This window comes from Methanosphaera sp. ISO3-F5, from assembly GCF_034480035.2.
Classification (GTDB): domain Archaea; phylum Methanobacteriota; class Methanobacteria; order Methanobacteriales; family Methanobacteriaceae; genus Methanosphaera.
Window position 1 is genome coordinate 1,971,525 of record NZ_CP118753.2, and the last position, 17,302, is coordinate 1,988,826.

Below are 17,302 nucleotides of genomic sequence, written 5' to 3' on the forward strand. Positions count from 1 at the left end.
CATTAACTTTTTATTATTTTATTGGCCCTGTAGAAATCATATGAATAAAGTGTGAAAAGTAATACTTTTTATCAAAATATTTAAATACTATTATCAAAATAATTATTAACTATACAATGTCGTCAGGTTAAGCTTTTGATATGAAAATATTTTCCTGTTTTTTTTTGGCATATTAACTTTTTTTTTTAAAATGTTGGTTTGTATTGTGTTTGTATGTATCTGTTGGGTGTTGTTTTCTTTCTTTCATATTGACGGGGCTTTTTAACTTTGTTTGGTGCGGGTGTGCATTTTTTTATTAAGTTATTGATGAAGTTTTTGACTTTTGATGGATCTAATATTGTTTCGAATAAATCTATTTTTAATCTGCTGATAAGATGGGATTGATTTACATCATAATAATCTTTTTTTCCTTTTTTTCTCATATTTTTGTTAATTATTAGATTTAAGTATATTCTGGAATAGCAAAATATGTTATATAGTAAAAATGTAGAGTATATGTCTTGTTGTATTCCAATTTCTGTTTGTGCGGTGTAGTTTTGTATTTGTAGTCTTTGTTTAAGTGTTTTATATGTGCATTCTATTCCCCATCTGGCTTTATATATTTCTTTTAATTGTTCTTTACTCATAGTTTCTTGTGGTAAATTTGTTATTAATGTTTCTATTTCTCCAGTTTCTAGTTTTATATTTACAATTCTTAAATTTAATGAATTAAAGAATCTTATTTTATTTTTAAAATAGTTGTTTTGGAATTGGTTTCGTCTTGTTTTGTCTAATTCTATTTCAACTATTTCATCATCAGAAGTCATGGATTCACGTTCTCCTATGTATGTGTCTTTTCTTAGTCTGATAACAAAATAACTATGCATTTCTATTATTCTAACCATTAATTCAATAGAATTATATCCTCTATCGAATATAAATATGGATTTTTCAGGAATTATCAGTCTTTTACACTTTTCAATATTTTTATGAATCAAAGTATGCTCGCCAACACCCCTTTTGCCAATTAAACCATCAATCATGAAATCATTTAGAACATCAACAACACCTGAAAAGACAACATTAATCTTTTTATCATAATTTTCTTTAAACCCAAATTCTTTCAATGTTAACTTTTTATTTGGTAATTCAAAACGAGATCCATCACCAGCAAATAAACGAAACCCATAAAAAGTTCTAAAGAACTCACAATTCTTTTGTAAATTTATATAACCAATATTTCTCAAATAATTAATGCTTATTCTTTTAAATACATCTGGATTGATATTAATTCTCTGTTCTGAAAAACTCTGTTTACTATAACTACCAACACAATCTTTTGAGTACTTTAAATGAGTATCAATATTGTTCTGAATAGTTTTACGTTGATTAAACAATATATGTTTAACATAATCATCAAAACCCCATATACGATTACGAGTAAAAGCAGAATCATTCAAAACATGTTTTCTAAAATCAACACACTCAGATTCTATAGAATCTTCAATAAAAGAGTATTTAAAATTATCATTTTCATACGGACAAACATTTTCTAATCCATCAAAAATCAAAAAGTAAATCAATAACTTACAACAAAATAATATTGAGGGAATGTTTTTTAGCTTCATAATATAAACTATTCCCTCATTTCATATATAAACTATTCTACTATTTTTAAACATAAAATAAAAATCATATAACTTCTTAATTATGCTACTATTTGATAAATATCAAAATAACAAAAAAATAAAACCAGAATAATCACTATCAAATAAATAAAATAAGGATACTGTAAAATAAACATCATGAAGAAATAATATATTATAAAAACATCTAATTTTAATTATATGAGCCTATTTTTAAAAATAGTTAAATAATTAAGAAATTTAATAAAAATTAGTTTATAAAAATCAGTTAAAATTAAATTTAAATCTTTTACATAAAGAAAGAAATCTTAACCTGACGACATTGATTAACTATACAATAAGTAATAATTTATTATCTATATTTAATATTTTATTATTTGGTGTATTTTTTTGATAGTTGTTATGTATAAGAGTTTTGTTGTTCGTATTTATCCTGATGAGGTTCAGGAGAATTTTTTCACCAATCAGTTTGGTTGTTGTCGGTTTGTTTTTAATACTTTTCTGGATGCCAAAAAGAAAGTATATGCTGAAAAGGGAGAGTATTTGTCTTTTTATGATTGTTCTGCTATGTTAACTGAACTAAAAAAGTCTAAAACTTGGTTAAAACGAGTTGATTCCACAGGTTTAATTGAATCATTGAAAAATTTAGAAAATGCATTTAACAGATTCTTTAACCAAATCAGCAAGTATCCGCGTTATAAAAGCAAGTATAATCCAGTACAATCTTATAAAACTAATAATATCAATAACAATATCCGGATTGATGGTAATTGTATTCGTCTTCCTAAGGTGGGTTGGATACGATTTCGTACTCATCAAAAGATAACTGGTCAAATACAATCTGTAACTGTTAAAAGAAAAGCATCCGGCAAATATTTTGTTTCTATTTTATGTAAAGATGTTACAAGACATGTTTTTAAGAGTAATAATCGTAGTTGTGGTATTGATTTGGGAGTATCACGTTTTGTCACAATAAACACGGGCAAAATAATACAGTTCCCACAGCAAAATAAAATCATACAATTAAATAATAGAATACGAAGATTACAAAGAAAACTATCTAAGAAAGAATTTGGCAGCAAAAACTATAATAAAATCAAAAAGATGATAGCACAAACCTATGAAAAAATACATAACATACTAGACTATCACTTTTATAAGATAGCGCAACGATTAACAGAAAAATACTCGGTAATCTGCATGGAAACACTAAACATCAAAGGTATGCTAAAAAACAGCAGACTATCTAAGAGTATACAGGAAAAATCATGGCACATGTTCACAAAAATAATAGAACAAAAAGCATATGAACATGGACGAACACTAATACACATTGACCAATGGTACCCCTCCAGTAAAACATGCAATAACTGCCAATACTACAATGACAAGTTAAAACTCGACAACAGAATATGGACATGTCCACAATGTGGAAATACACATGATAGAGACATAAATGCAGCCAAAAACATACAACGAGAAGGGTTAAAAAAAATATAATTATATAAACAAAGTATTTTATATGTGAACCGAGGGTTTCCCGGAGATCGCCTGTACCACTTACTATGCTTAGCGTTGGCGGCAATTAGGCAGGAATCAAATGAAAAATACGATTACTCAATATGAGTGAGATTTGTATTATGATGAAGAAAGGAGAATATTGAAATAAAATATTTCCCTCTGTAAAAATACTATATTTGGGTATTACTCATATTTCCCTCAAAGCAAGGTTTTCTACAGAGCCATTTTATTAATGTAAACGGTATAATTATTAGATTATCTAAAATTATTTATTGAGAAGTTAATTAAGTATGTTGAATAATTTAATCTTAAATTATTTTAACTGTATCTTGATTATTTTTCATGTAAATATTCATTATGTCATTAATTGTATTTTTTTATAATAAAATATTAATAATGATATGAAGTATATATATTATTTCTCAAAATTAAATTAGAAAATATGTTGGGTTGTATTATTTTTTTTTTAAAAAAAGTTTAAGAGAGTTTTTTTATAAAAATTCTCTTTGATAGATATTGTCACCTTCAACTACTTTTAATACATGTTCTCCTTTGTACTTTTTAACAATTTTAAATAGTATTTCAGTTGAATTAGTAGTTGTTGTTCCATTATATACTAATGTGTCGTCTATGTAAATTAGAAGTTGTTTATTGGTGAATTTTTTATTGAATAATGTTTCTAACCATAGTAATGTGATAGGTGAATTTTCTTTTAAAGTTATGGTTTTTATTGGTTTTTGTGTTATTGTTTTGAAATGTTTTGTATTGCCTGATGAACTTATACTATTGTTAGTTAGATTATCAGTATTTTGTTTGTTATTATCATTTTTGACTTTAATTTTGCTGATATTTTTTATTGAAATATCTCTAATTTTTTCAGTAGTATTATCTTTTTGTACTTCTGTTGTTTTAGTTATTTCATCATTAACTTTAACAGTATAGTTTAAGGTAGTGTTATAGGTGTTTGTTGTTTGATTTAAATATGTGCCATTATTGTTTATATTTTGTGTATTATTGTTTTTTGAATTTGTTATTGTATTAGTATATAAACTACAAGTACCTACTGATATAAAAATCAAAAAACTTATGCTTGTTACCGGAGCAAGACAAGCTTATCTAGGTCAACGTAATGAAACATCCCAATTCGTTAATATTTGGCCACTTTAACATTTAAACCTTCTTTTTCATAATTTTTTTTATCAAAACCCTATTTTCTATTTGCAAAAAAATATTCTCTTTTTCAAAAACATTTCCTCTAACCGGAATACTTTTTTATATCATTTTAAACAGATATCTTATTATAATAAATTAACAAACATATCATTTTTAACATTAATAAATACTATAAAAAGCGAGTAAATAATTATGACTTTTGAATTAGAAGATTTAGGATTTAAAAAACATGTCTGCAGTAAGTGTGGACAGACTTTCTGGTCAATAAAAGAAAGATCAACATGTGGAGATGCTCCATGTGATGAGTATGAATTTATTGGTAATCCTGTTACAAACAAACAATACGATCTGATGGGTATTCAGAAACAGTTTAAGGAATTTTTCAAAAACAATAACCATACACCAATAGACAGGTACCCAGTACTTGCAAAAAGATGGAGAAATGACGTATTCCTGGTGGGAGCTACAATATATGACTTCCAGCCATGGGTAACAAGTGGAATGGTAAGGCCTCCGGCAAATCCTCTTACAATAGCACAGCCATCAATAAGATTAAATGATGTGGATAATGTGGGAAGAAGTGGAAGACACATGACCTGCTTCACAATGGGAGCACACCACGCATTCAACAGTGACGACAACGAAATATACTGGAAAGACCAAACACTAAGATACTGTTACGAATTCCTGGTAAGCATAGGCATAAACCCAGAAGAAATAACTTACATAGAATCCTGGTGGAAAGGTGGAGGAAACGAAGGACCATCCTATGAAATATGTGCACACGGAGTAGAACTAGCAACACTAGTGTTCATACAATACAAAACAACCAAAGATGGCCTCGAAGAAATACCATTAAGAATAGTGGACACAGGATACGGACTAGAACGTATAGCATGGGTAAGTCAGGGAACACCAACCGCATATGATGCAACATTCGGACCAGTAATAGACAAACTAACCGAACTAAGCGGAGTAGAACTAGACACAGAAATACTATCAGAAAATGCAAGAATAGCAGGGATGATGGACCTCGAAGACATATCAGACCTAAAACTCCTACGAAAAAAAGTAGCAGAAAAACTATCATTAGACCCAGAAGTACTAAGAAAAGCAACAGCACCAATGGAAGCAATATACATAGTAGCAGACCATACCCGATGTCTAAGCTTCATGCTAGCAGACGGGATAATACCATCCAACGTAAAAGAAGGATACCTTGCAAGACTAGTGCTAAGAAGAACAGTAAAATACATGAACGAACTAGGACTCAAAGAATCATTATCAGATATAATGAAAATACAACTAGACTTCCTAAGCCAAACATACCCAGAAATCAAGGACAACGCAGAACACATACTAAACATCACAGACCTCGAAGAAGAAAGATACCATACAACACTCACCAAGGGAAGAAACCTTGTAAAACGTTCAATAGAAAAACTAAGAAAAGAAGGACAAACATCATTCCCAACAGACATGCTCATAAACTTCTACGACTCCAACGGAATACCACCAGAAACAGTAGAAAGCATATGCAATGAAAACGACTTTGACGCAAACATACCAGACAACTTCTACACACAAATAGCAGCAGCACACGAAGAAGAAGACGAAGAAGAACAAGAACCATTAGAACTAGACTACCCACAAACATACCTGGCATTCTATGATGACCTACAGCAAAGACAATTCACGGCCAAAGTACTGGGAGTAGAAGACTCAAACAAGATAATACTAGACCAGACAATATACTACCCTGAAGGTGGAGGACAACCATCAGATGAAGGAACAATCACCAGGCCAGATGGAACAACAATAAACATAACCTACGCCGAAAAACAGGACGGAATAGTACTACACCACGTAGACAAAGAAGACATAGAAAAACTAGACGGTATCATAGGCGAAGAAATAACTGGTGAAATAGATGCACTAAGACGAGACCTACTTACAAGCAACCACTCAGCAACACACCTTATCATAGCATCAGCAAGAAAAGTGCTAGGAAAACACATATGGCAGGCAGGATCACAAAATGGAATAGAAAAAACAAGAATCGACCTATCACACTACAAACGAATCACAACAGACGATCTAAAACAGATAGAAAAACTTGCAAACGAGTACGTTAAACAAAACCTCCCAGTAAACATACAATGGTATGACAGGACAGACGCAGAAATCAAGTACGGATTCAAACTATACCAGGGAGGTATAGTACCTGGAAAAGACATAAGAGTAGTGGAAATACCAGGCGTAGACGTGGAAGCATGTGCAGGAACACACGTACAAACCACTGGTGATGTTGGAATCATCAAAGTACTTAAAACAGAAAGAGTACAGGACGGAGTGGAACGTATAGAATTCGCAGTAGCAGACAGTGCAATAAACAAGATACAGGAAATAGATGACATCCTAAGAGAAAGCAGTGACGTGTTCGGCGTAGATGCAGAACAGTTACCTAAAACATGTAACAGGTTCTTCAATGAATGGAAGGAACAGCAAAAAACAATAAAAGCACTAGAAAAACAATTAGCAGAAGCAAAAATATCATCACTCCAGGATAATGTTGAAGAAGTAAACGGTTACAAAATATTAACACAAATAATGGATGCACAGGCAGGACAGCTAAGAGAAATAGCAACAAACCTCGTGGAGAAGGATGAAGTAGCAGACCTTGCTGTTATCATTAACAATCAGGGAAATATTGTAGCATCATGTAACGGGCAGATAGTGGATAAAGGCCTGAAAATGGGTGATGTAATAAACATTATCGGTGAAATCATGGGTGGAAGAGGAGGAGGAAAACCTAACCTTGCACAAGGTGCGGGAATGACACAACTTGATAAGAAAGAAGAAGCATTCACTGCATTACATGATAAAATAAATGAATTATAATAACTTAATTCATTTTATTAACTATTTTTAAACTTTTTTTAACATATCCTTTTTTTAGAAAATCCTTTAAATAATGAAAATCCTAATATAATATCAACAAGTAATAAAGGGGATAAAAAACATTTTAAAAGAAATATTAACAAAGGATTATGCAGTATACGATTTCCCATTTTACAAACATAATCCTAGAATGCCAGTAACCGGATGGATACTTATATTCATATCAATACTATTAGGTTTCATAGCATCAGCATCAATATATGATTATTCAGAATTCCTATCAAGCATAATTCAATGCACAATAATGATCATACCACTACTATACTATCTAGGATGGGATTATAATCTCATAATACGCAAACCCACAAATGACGAACTAAAAATAGCAATACTAATGTTTCTAGGATACATCTGTTATGCAATAATCATGATAATACTACTGGACACACTAGGATTAACAGGCACTGGAGGAGTAGTACAGGAAGATTATGTGACAATAGAAACCATAATCTCACTAATATTTTCCATGATGAACGAAGAACTAATTAAATTCATACCATTAATGTTCTTCATGAGACTATTCTATAAGTTTTCACAAAAGCGTAAACTATCATTCATAGTCTCAGCAATCATAGTAATGGCAGGTTTCGGATTACTACATTACACTGATGGAGTCACAATATACTCTGTTTTACTAATACAAGGCCTGGGCTCAATCTTCGAAGTATACGGTTACTATAAGACAAGAAATCTATTAGTACCATATTTATCTCACCTATTAACAGACGCATTTCTAATGAGCCTAATGTTACTTCAGTTATGAAATATGGAATTAATTTAATTAATAACTTTTAACAAAACATTAAAATAGAATAATGAACAAAACAGTAGGGGAGTGGTTAAGACATGGTGAAAACAGTAGATGAAATTAGGGAAAAATTAGATTCAGGTGACGCAGTAGTACTGACAGCACAAGAACTTAAAACTAAATTAAAAAATGGTGAAGAAGTTACATTGGATGATGTTGACGTAGTAACATGTGGAACCAGTGGTGTGATGAGTGGAACCACAGCATTACTACATATTCCAGTATCCGAACCAGGAGAATTTAACAAGGCAAAAGAAGTCTACCTTAATGGTGTTCCAGCATATCCGGGTCCATGTCCTAATGAATTATTAGGATCCGTTGATGTTGTACTCTACGGTACAAATCATAGTAAAACAAGGGAAGGATATGGTGGAGGATTCCTACTTAAAGACCTTGTGGAAGGCAAAGAAATAGATGTTCAGGTATTTGATAATGAAGGAAAAGAGTTCAATACTAAAATAACATTGGATGATCTTGGCACGGCCAGAATCATTGGTACACGTATGGCCTTCAAGAACTATAATTCATTCACAAATCCTGAAAGAAAAGCACAGGAATCCATATTTAATGTAGCTCCAATGGAGGGACCATATAATAATTATTCATTCAGTGGGTGTGGTGACATAAATCCACTGGCAAACGATCCCGAACAGAAAGTAATAAGGCCGGGTACAAAGGTACTGTTAAATGGTGCTCAGGGTGTAATAATTGATAATGGTACAAGAAGTACTGATGAAAAACCTAACCTACTGCTTACTGCTGACATTAAGGAAATGAACTCATATTATCTTGGAGGATTTAAGACTGGTATGGGTCCTGAAGTATTTGATTCTGTTGCAATCCCTATACCTGTTACAAGTGAAGAAGTGCTTGAAAACCTAAAAGTACTTAACAAGGACATACAATTACCTGTATGTGATATTCATGGAAGACACTTGCCAATAGATAATATTGATTATACTGTATGGGATGATGTGGATTACAGGCCAACAACAGACCCTGATAAATGTTTTAACTGTATTCCATGTTTACCAGAACTTTACTGTCCAGTAAATGCTTATGGTAAAGATAAAACGATAGATACCAGTTTATGTTATGGTTGTGGATACTGTGCATATGTTTGTCCACGTGGTGTGCCAAGCATTGAACTTGGTAATATCAGAATCGAAGCTGATGGTAAGCAAAGAAGCATCCCTGTTACATGCAGGCAGTCTGATAAGAAGCGTGGAATGGATATTGCAGAGGAACTTAAGGAATCCATTCTTGATGGTTCATTTAAACTTTAAACTCCAAATATTTTTTATTCTTTTATTTTTTCATGAAAATTTATTAATAATGTAAGAATCATATATTTATACATATGTTTAGAGCAGTATTTTTTGATATGGATGACACTATATATGATACTTCAGGGTTTGCTGCTATTGCTAGGCGTGCTGCAGTTAAATCAATGGTGCATAATGGTCTTAAATGTACTGAAGATGAAGGTTATGAGCATCTGATTAGAATTATCAAGGATAAGGGTTCAAATTATGATAAGCATTTTAATATCCTTGTTGAGGAGGTTAATGGTGAGGAGGATCCTTTAATAATTGTTAATGGTATAATCACTTATCATAATACTAAGTTTGCTATGCTTAAGTTGGAACCTGAATCATTCTCCATACTATTGTACCTTAAAAGTCAGGGGTATAAGGTTGGTCTTATTACTAATGGTAAGGAGTTGAAGCAGTGGGAGAAGTTGGTTCGGCTGGGTGTTTACCCATTCTTTGATGATGTGGTTACATCTGAATCTGTTGGTGTTGAAAAGCCGGATCCTGAGATTTTTGAGATTGCTATGAAGAGGCTTGGTGTTACTGCGGGTACTTCTTTGATGATTGGTAACAACTTTGATGCGGATATTATGGGTGCTTGTAATGCTGGTATGCAGAGTATGCTTATTAATTCTAAGCTTACTTCTGAACAGAAGGATGTTCTTGAGGATATGGGTGTATCTGAGAATGTGCGGGAAATTAATAGTTTGATTGATTTGATGAAGATTTTATAAGAAAAATAGTAAAATGTATATTGTTATATTATCATAAATATTATTGGCTTTATAGTTAAGGGATTATTATTATTTAATTGATTGAATTGGAGATTAGAGATATGGACTTCTTATTATTATATTCTGAGATTATTCCTACAATATTTGCTGTTGCCGGAATATATTTCATGTTATCTGGTGGGTTAGAAGAAAATAGGATACAGTTGGTTGTGGGCATTGCATTGTTTGTCTTGGCTGTTCTTATCCCATTTGTTAGTTTATCTATACTTGTCTAATTCTTCTTCTATTTTTTCTTTGTTTGTTTGTAGTGGGCCTTTGTTTTCTAGTTTTTCTTTTGCTGTTATTGATGCGAATAGTCCTGCTTCTCTGATGTTTCTGGTTTCTTGTAGTTTTGTGATGTATGCTGCTATGTATGTGTCTCCTAGTCCGGTTGCGTCTATGTTTTTTGTGGTTTTTATTGCTGGTATTTTTATTGTTTCATTTTTTGTGTAGATTTTTGATCCTTTTTCTGCGAGTGTTATGATTACTTGTTGGAGGTTGTATTTGTTTATTATCTTGTTTATGGTTTCTTTTTTTATGTTGTCTATGTTGAATGCGGTCTTTGCTTCTTTTTTGTCTAGGCATATTATGTCTGTGTGTTTGAGGTATTTTTCTTTGTTGGTCCATTGTTTTTGTGTTATGTTGTTGTTTTTGTCTGTTTTTCTGAGGTATCCTTGTGGTAGTAGTATTGTTGTTGTGTTGTGTTGTTTTATGTGTTGTATTGTTTCTGGTGGTATGTCTTCTGGGGATAGGGGTGATATTAGTGCGTATTTTATGGGTGTTAGGTTGATTTTTATGTCTTGTGGGTGTATTGTGTTTTCGGGTAGTATTGCTTTTTGTGTTCTGTTTAGTTTTGTGTCGTAGATGTTTGTGTATTCTTGTGTTTTTTCTTTTAGTATTATTTCTTGTTTTTTCATTATATTGTTTAGTAGTTTTGTATCATTTTTTCCTATTGTTATTATTGATGTGGTGTCTTGTTTTAGTTGGGTTAATGTCATTGTCTGGTAGTATACTGCACCGCCTATCTGTGTATATGTGTCGTGTGGTGTAATTATCTTGTCTTTTGTCACCGGACCTATACTGAGTATTTTATTTTTCATATTTTTCACCATGTGTGTTTTGTGGATAGTCTTCCTTCATGTAGTATTGTGCCGATTATGAAGTTGTCTATGCCCTTTTTTTTGTAGGATGTGATGCTTTGGTTGGTTATTCCGCCTGCTATTATGTGTTGTGTGTATGGTGTTTTTTCTATGATGTCTTCTATTATGTTTGTGGTGTTTCCTTTTTCTGTACCTACTTGTGATAGGTTTAAGAGTATTGTGTATGCTGGTTTAACCTTATTGATTAGGCGTATTATATCATCCAATTTGATACACTTATTCTTTACTAACAGTTCATTATCCTTAATATCCACACTTATAACTATATTATCATGAGGCATTTCTTCGAAAATTTGCTCAACATCACTTATAATATTCATAGTTTCAGTAGCTAATATAGGGTAAGTGCAAATATTTTTATTAAAAATAATATCATCAACACATGAAGCACCATTATCCAACAAAACAGGAACAACCTCATTAACATCCGATATCAAGCCACTATTATCACCAACACCCATAATCCTATCTAAATCAGCAATATAAACAACACGAGCACCAGCATCCCTCAGACTAAGTGACATCTCAAAAATATCATCACCATAAACACTATCCAATCTAGTGTAAGTATCCCTGAAACCACTCTTACCACTAACACACATGCCATCCTTAACATCAAAAACAGGAATAATCATACTAATCTAAACTCTTATTTCTATTTTCAACATACTCATCAACAGCATCCAAACTAAGATTAATAGCAGCATCTGCCAAATCATCAGGTAAATTAACATCACTATCCAAATCAATATCTATATCAATATCAAAACCTTCACTACCACGCTCAAGATTAATAGTAATATTAATATCCTCAAACTCCTTCTTATTCACATGCTTCAATATATATCTTTCACTAGTAGAATATGCAATATCAATAATTTCTTCAACTTCACTATCAGTTAACGGTATCATAATAAAATTCTCCCATAAAAAAAAATCAGTTTATCAATAAAAAACAAAATTTGGTGGTTATAATATAAAAAAGGATAAACAATAGAAAAAAAATAATAATCTATTGCTGTACTTGACTCATAGCACTCTGAAGACTAGTCTGTAATTCTTCAAGTCTGCTAGCAATACGTTTTTCCTGTTTTTCAATAGTTTTCTGCCTAATTTCAAGCATTTCAATACTATCTTTCAATTCAGTTTCACTGTCAGCCTTATTAGTCTTAATAAGTAAAGGACCAGCAGTTTTATAAACATCCTGATCATCAGCAGTTTTAGATAATTCATCTAAAGCCTTTTTAGCTTCATTAATCTGTAAAGTAACAGTTTGTTTTTGCATAGCAATTGACTGAGCCTGCTGTTGAACTTGTTGGAATTGATTTAATTGTTCTTGTACATTTTGTGGCATATCCATATTTTCTCACCTATAATATTTCTTTCTTTAAATAAAATAATTAACGTAAATTTATATTAATATAATATATCTCCATCATCATATTAAATTTTTATGATTTCATTAGATAATTTTATCCATCGAACATAAGAATTAATAGAAGCACGTAAGCTAACAACATCCTTAGAAAAAATCCGGATAACAATAACATTACCCTCTAATTCAATCTCACTAGTTGAACGTTCACCACGAGCAAAAGAAATCTCCGGCTTAATAGAATTATAAACAATCTCAGCATCATGACAATTATCATACTCTATATTAAACACAGTTTCAACACTATCTAAAATCTTATCTTCACACATAAAACTCATCATCCTAATACAATTTAAACCCCTTAATATAAACCCTATAATCAGTATCCAAACCTTTCTTATCAATAAAATCGGCACTATACATATTATCCTCATAATCCCGTATGACAATACAGTTACTCCTAATCTTTTCACCACTCTTAAAACTACTCATACTAACAAACAAGTCATCCAAACCCCGTGCCTTATTAATTAACACAATAGCTGAACTATCAGTATTCACACTACTATTCTCCTGGGGCAAAGACACATTAATATAAATGCTACAACACGGATTTTCAGCATCCACACTTAAATCATAAACATTTACGCTGCTAGGATTACCCTTGGTTTCAGTAATAACCAACAACAGGGAATTCTCATAACTTTTTGCCTGATTAACAATCTTACTAAAACTAGACTTTCCCCTATTAATATAAACAGCATTAAAATAATGCTTCAAAAACTGAGCAAATCTTCTTGTAATCTGGGTAGGCTTTCTACTAGTAGAAATCACAAACTTATAATTTACATCGTATAACATAAATAATCACTATGAAAATAATAATATAATAAAAAAATAGTTTATAAAAAGGATAAAAAGGGAATAATACCCTTAATAAAAAAATAGTAAAAATACTTATCGAGCTTTAATAGTACGTTTTACTACAGGAACTTCTTTAAATAAAATTCTGTATCTGCATTTAGGACATTTTGATTCCGAATATTTTTTAACATCAACTGTTTGTCCACATTTAATGCATTTGTACATGCTTATTCTCCTCCAACGATACGTTTAATGTTACGTTTTGCAACTTTTCCCATTGGTGTTGTAGGAATGTATGCTCCACCAGTAAATACGTTACCACATTTTTTACATTTCCAGATACCAGCGTGGGTTCTTTTTACACCTGGTCTGTCACATCTAGGACAAATGTGTTTTGCATGCATTTTATCTTCGATATCTCTTACGGTTCTTTTAGCTTTTCTACCGTATCTAGCACCAAAACGTCCAGTAGATCCTACTTTACTTTTTCTTACCATTTTTTCACCTTCCATTAAGTTAATATATGAAATATTGTTTATCTTTCCATATCTTAAAAAAAATATTTGAAGATAATTATAACATGTAAAGACAGTTACCTCTAAAACAAAAACCTATAAAAATGTTTAACAGGCACTTCTCCACTCATTGTATTCATTAACTAAAAAGTAACAACAATCTTGCTGCACTTCAAATAATTAGCTTAAAAAATAATATTATTTCGGAATTAAACCAATAGACACCTAAAATCTATTTTCCTTATAATATAACTATATAATATCTTTAAACTTTATCTAATATATACTTATGGTTTCAACTTTTCAAGTAAAGAAAACATATCCCTACTATGATTAAAAGCCATACTCATCGACTGCATAACTTCCCTGCCAGTCATAACATTTAAACCACACTTTTGAAGAGCACACAAAGTACCATCCTCCCTAAAACCAATAGAAAGACTAGCCTCCATCAAAGTCTCCTCAACATGAATAGGATCCACAATCAACTGATCATTAACCTTAACAACAGTACATAAAACACTCTTATTCAATATAGGCAGACCAGCTAAATGATCCTCATCAATAGACAACTCATCATTAACAAACTTAGCAGTAGGAATCTTAGTAGTTAACAATGCACTAACAGCAGCCAAACAAGTAGCATCCATCAAATTACCATCAAAATCCAAGATATCAATATCAACATGCAACTTCCAAACCTTACTGCCCTCAACAATACATAACTTACCCAAATCAATAAGAGGAGCCTCACGAATAGTTCTGTCAACAACACGGGAAATTTCAACAGCAAACTTATTAGGCGGACCATACTCAAAATTACGACTAGCAATAGCAAGCAACTCAGCATTAGTAATGATAATACCACTATCAGGACTATTAGGGAAAGGCGTAGCAACTTGAGCCTTCACACCCGCAAGAACAGTAGTACCACCAATAGACACCATAGCCGAACCATCAGCCTTTTTAATAAAACCAGTTTTAATTTTGATATCACGATACTCCGAAAATTCCCTATCATCAATACGCTGTTCATGATTCAATAAATCAAAAACCTTATCCTTTGATACTTCAGAGATAATATTTACCATCCTTTTCTCCTCCGTACTTACTTAACAATGTTTCCTGCTGTAACTGATTAATAAAATAACAAGCATCAAATGCCAACTTCAACGCATCCTCAAACTCCGGAACTGATAAATTACCATCCATCTGTAAGAAAGTAATATCACCCGTACGAGGCATAATAGCAACAGGCATATCTGCCTGGCCAGTCTGATCCTCCTCTTCAGATAAATCAACAACAATATGGTTATCAACCTTACCCACAGCACAAGCACTAATCAAATCCCTCATAGGAATTTCAGCATCAGCAAGGGCAAGACTGGCACCAACAATACCTAAACAACGAGTACCACCCTCTGCCTCCAATACTTCGATTGAAATATCAATAGAAGAACGAGGATATTTCTCTAAAAAAATACCTGGCGTAATAGCCTCAGAAATAAGCTTGGATATTTCAGTTGAACGCCTATCAGGTCCAGGCCGTTTACGTTCCTTAACAGAAAAAGGGGCCATATTATATTTACATCTTAAAACAGCACCATCCGGCTTTGAATGCTTCTTAGAATATAATTCTCTAGGCCCATACACTCCAACTAAAACCTTATTATTACCACATTCAACATATGCGGAACCATCAGCATTATTTAACACGCCAACCTTCATTTTCATATTACGCAGAGAATTAAATGCCCGTCCATCCTTTCTAATAAATTGTTTATTCATTTTATATCTCCCTTTTTATAAGTTCATAATTTTAGATTGAACTATTTTAATAAGATTATGTTTGAATGGATTTTTCTCTATTTCATCAATAATTTTCAATAATTTCTCAACATTTTCCTTAAGTCCATTAATCCATATTAAACCATTTTTTGCAACAATCATATCAGTACAAGTATACTCTTGTATCATATTATTAAGAAAAGCATTCTCTTCACTTAAAAAGTGTACTGTTGGTTGTTTTACTCGTACAATAACTCCCTGATTAAATTTTCCTAAACCATGGGAACGTATAGTTAATTTAACCCTGTTAATTTCATCAACATTAGCAACCCTTAAAAGCAGAACATCCTTAACATTAATTATCTGGTTCATATTCTGTTCGTTCTTATCATACAATTCGGAAGCTGATAAATATCCATGGTATATGCTGTTAATATTGATTGTCCATGATGAATATGATGAACTCACTACCTTACCTATAATTAAGTCACCATATTTGGGTTTATAAGTATACTTGAAAGGTATGACACTAATTGTTTCACTTTCCAAATACACAATACCTGTCATGTTAGAAAAAATTTTCCCATTTTCTCTGAAAGTTCCTCGTCCTAGTTTAAGATCACTGTCGGCTAGTAGATGTCCGGGTAAAACAATTTGTTTGTTATCTACGAACAACATCTTCATCACTAGTACTTATTTAAGAAGTTTTGTTTCGACTTCACCATGGGTTAATCCACTAAGGTCTGTGTAAAATTTGTCCTGTAATCCGCCAGGAATTTCCACAATACCAATCCAGCTTCCATCATTTTCCCATTCTTCCTTAATTAATTTACCGTATTGTGAAACAATACTATATGACTTACCAGCATATGTTCCAGGAATTTTAACAGCTACTTGTACTTTCTCAATACGTATAGGGATTTTTGTAAGGATTGCTTTCACGGTTGGTTCTATTTGTTCCTCAACTGTTTTCATAGGATCAATATGAACTTTTGCTTCTTCCATAGCTTTTTCAATTCTGTTTGGTGGGTGTGGAAGTTTTGTTTGTGGGTTAATAGCTTCACGTGCAATTTTACTAATTACCTGCTTGGTTTTTTCCTCTTGCATCTTTTTTCTTTGGTTTGCAGTGATTTGTATGTTACCCTTCTTAATGATTATGTCAGCAACTTCTAAGGCATCTGTTGTTTCGAAGGCTTTCATCATATTCTCTTCTGATGCCTTATCTGCTTTATGAGCATCCTTGAATACTTCTTCAACTGCCAGTACATTTTCTATTTCTATATCATTTCCTCTTTTGTAATCTGCAGCTAATTCAGCATCTACTAATATTTCAAATCTTTCTCCATAACTTTCTAATCTTGCTATTACTGCATCATCAACATTTACCATTTTATTTCACCTAGTAATATGATTAATTTTTAACATA

General features: G+C 31.9%; 20 protein-coding genes. 6 read left to right on the forward strand and 14 right to left on the reverse strand.

The window, feature by feature from the left end; all coding sequences use genetic code 11:
* Nucleotides 1–185: 185 nt before the first annotated feature.
* On the reverse strand, nucleotides 186–1,550 hold the full coding sequence (locus tag PXD04_RS20270; RefSeq protein WP_323736624.1) for an IS4 family transposase: 1,365 nt from the start codon (nucleotides 1,548–1,550) through the stop codon (nucleotides 186–188).
* A 465-nt stretch (nucleotides 1,551–2,015) separates the two neighbouring features.
* On the opposite strand from PXD04_RS20270, the gene PXD04_RS20275 reads away from it, so the two are divergent.
* Nucleotides 2,016–3,125: an RNA-guided endonuclease TnpB family protein gene (locus PXD04_RS20275; protein ID WP_323736625.1), complete on the forward strand. Its 1,110-nt coding sequence runs from the start codon at nucleotides 2,016–2,018 to the stop codon at nucleotides 3,123–3,125.
* A gap of 512 nt (nucleotides 3,126–3,637) precedes the next feature.
* Here PXD04_RS20275 and PXD04_RS20280 read toward each other — a convergent pair.
* The gene (locus PXD04_RS20280) at nucleotides 3,638–4,225 is read right to left on the reverse strand and encodes a hypothetical protein (RefSeq protein ID WP_323736626.1); all 588 of its coding nucleotides are present in this window, start codon (nucleotides 4,223–4,225) and stop codon (nucleotides 3,638–3,640) included.
* A gap of 286 nt (nucleotides 4,226–4,511) precedes the next feature.
* Here PXD04_RS20280 and alaS point away from each other — a divergent pair, with 286 nt between their 5' ends.
* From alaS to PXD04_RS20305, 5 genes are all read left to right on the forward strand, one after another.
* A complete protein-coding gene (gene alaS, locus PXD04_RS20285) occupies nucleotides 4,512–7,220 on the forward strand; it encodes an alanine--tRNA ligase (RefSeq protein WP_323736627.1) in 2,709 nt (902 codons plus the stop codon).
* Between the two features lie 190 nt (nucleotides 7,221–7,410).
* A complete protein-coding gene (locus PXD04_RS20290; protein ID WP_323736628.1) occupies nucleotides 7,411–8,043 on the forward strand; it encodes a type II CAAX prenyl endopeptidase Rce1 family protein in 633 nt (210 codons plus the stop codon).
* Between the two features lie 83 nt (nucleotides 8,044–8,126).
* Complete coding sequence (locus tag PXD04_RS20295; protein WP_323736629.1) at nucleotides 8,127–9,374, forward strand: methanogenesis marker 16 metalloprotein; 1,248 nt, start codon at nucleotides 8,127–8,129, stop codon at nucleotides 9,372–9,374.
* Nucleotides 9,375–9,448: 74 nt separating this feature from the next.
* The gene (locus PXD04_RS20300) at nucleotides 9,449–10,135 is read left to right on the forward strand and encodes a TIGR02253 family HAD-type hydrolase (RefSeq protein WP_323736630.1); all 687 of its coding nucleotides are present in this window, start codon (nucleotides 9,449–9,451) and stop codon (nucleotides 10,133–10,135) included.
* A 101-nt stretch (nucleotides 10,136–10,236) separates the two neighbouring features.
* The gene (locus tag PXD04_RS20305; protein WP_323736631.1) at nucleotides 10,237–10,410 is read left to right on the forward strand and encodes a hypothetical protein; all 174 of its coding nucleotides are present in this window, start codon (nucleotides 10,237–10,239) and stop codon (nucleotides 10,408–10,410) included.
* Here the strand turns inward: PXD04_RS20305 and PXD04_RS20310 are convergent.
* The 12 genes from PXD04_RS20310 to PXD04_RS20365 form a co-directional block, all read right to left on the reverse strand.
* Nucleotides 10,393–11,274: a PfkB family carbohydrate kinase gene (locus tag PXD04_RS20310; RefSeq protein ID WP_323736632.1), complete on the reverse strand. Its 882-nt coding sequence runs from the start codon at nucleotides 11,272–11,274 to the stop codon at nucleotides 10,393–10,395. The two genes, PXD04_RS20305 and PXD04_RS20310, sit on opposite strands and share 18 nt — an antisense overlap.
* 5 nt (nucleotides 11,275–11,279) lie before the next feature.
* Entirely contained in the window at nucleotides 11,280–11,969 is a 690-nt protein-coding gene (locus PXD04_RS20315; RefSeq protein WP_323736633.1) for a HisA/HisF-related TIM barrel protein, read from the reverse strand.
* A 1-nt stretch (nucleotide 11,970) separates the two neighbouring features.
* A complete protein-coding gene (locus tag PXD04_RS20320; protein WP_323736634.1) occupies nucleotides 11,971–12,246 on the reverse strand; it encodes a DUF3194 domain-containing protein in 276 nt (91 codons plus the stop codon).
* 100 nt (nucleotides 12,247–12,346) lie between these two features.
* Nucleotides 12,347–12,694 carry a prefoldin subunit beta gene (locus tag PXD04_RS20325; RefSeq protein WP_323736635.1) on the reverse strand — a complete coding sequence of 116 codons (348 nt, stop codon included), beginning with the start codon at nucleotides 12,692–12,694 and terminating at the stop codon, nucleotides 12,347–12,349.
* An 83-nt stretch (nucleotides 12,695–12,777) separates the two neighbouring features.
* A complete protein-coding gene (locus PXD04_RS20330) occupies nucleotides 12,778–13,038 on the reverse strand; it encodes a KEOPS complex subunit Pcc1 (protein WP_323736636.1) in 261 nt (86 codons plus the stop codon).
* A 13-nt stretch (nucleotides 13,039–13,051) separates the two neighbouring features.
* Nucleotides 13,052–13,570 carry a hypothetical protein gene (locus PXD04_RS20335; protein ID WP_323736637.1) on the reverse strand — a complete coding sequence of 173 codons (519 nt, stop codon included), beginning with the start codon at nucleotides 13,568–13,570 and terminating at the stop codon, nucleotides 13,052–13,054.
* 96 nt (nucleotides 13,571–13,666) lie between these two features.
* The gene (locus PXD04_RS20340; RefSeq protein ID WP_323736638.1) at nucleotides 13,667–13,798 is read right to left on the reverse strand and encodes a DNA-directed RNA polymerase subunit P; all 132 of its coding nucleotides are present in this window, start codon (nucleotides 13,796–13,798) and stop codon (nucleotides 13,667–13,669) included.
* Between the two features lie 2 nt (nucleotides 13,799–13,800).
* Nucleotides 13,801–14,070, reverse strand: a complete 270-nt coding sequence (gene rpl37A / locus PXD04_RS20345; protein WP_292472649.1) for a 50S ribosomal protein L37Ae — start codon at nucleotides 14,068–14,070, stop codon at nucleotides 13,801–13,803.
* Between the two features lie 305 nt (nucleotides 14,071–14,375).
* On the reverse strand, nucleotides 14,376–15,179 hold the full coding sequence (gene rrp42 / locus PXD04_RS20350) for an exosome complex protein Rrp42 (protein WP_323736639.1): 804 nt from the start codon (nucleotides 15,177–15,179) through the stop codon (nucleotides 14,376–14,378).
* The gene (rrp41, locus tag PXD04_RS20355; protein ID WP_323736640.1) at nucleotides 15,160–15,876 is read right to left on the reverse strand and encodes an exosome complex exonuclease Rrp41; all 717 of its coding nucleotides are present in this window, start codon (nucleotides 15,874–15,876) and stop codon (nucleotides 15,160–15,162) included. The genes rrp42 and rrp41 overlap by 20 nt, the downstream gene beginning before the upstream one ends.
* Nucleotides 15,877–15,891: 15 nt before the next feature.
* Complete coding sequence (locus PXD04_RS20360) at nucleotides 15,892–16,554, reverse strand: exosome complex protein Rrp4 (protein WP_323736641.1); 663 nt, start codon at nucleotides 16,552–16,554, stop codon at nucleotides 15,892–15,894.
* Between the two features lie 15 nt (nucleotides 16,555–16,569).
* The gene (locus PXD04_RS20365; RefSeq protein ID WP_323736642.1) at nucleotides 16,570–17,265 is read right to left on the reverse strand and encodes a ribosome assembly factor SBDS; all 696 of its coding nucleotides are present in this window, start codon (nucleotides 17,263–17,265) and stop codon (nucleotides 16,570–16,572) included.
* Nucleotides 17,266–17,302 lie beyond the last annotated feature (37 nt).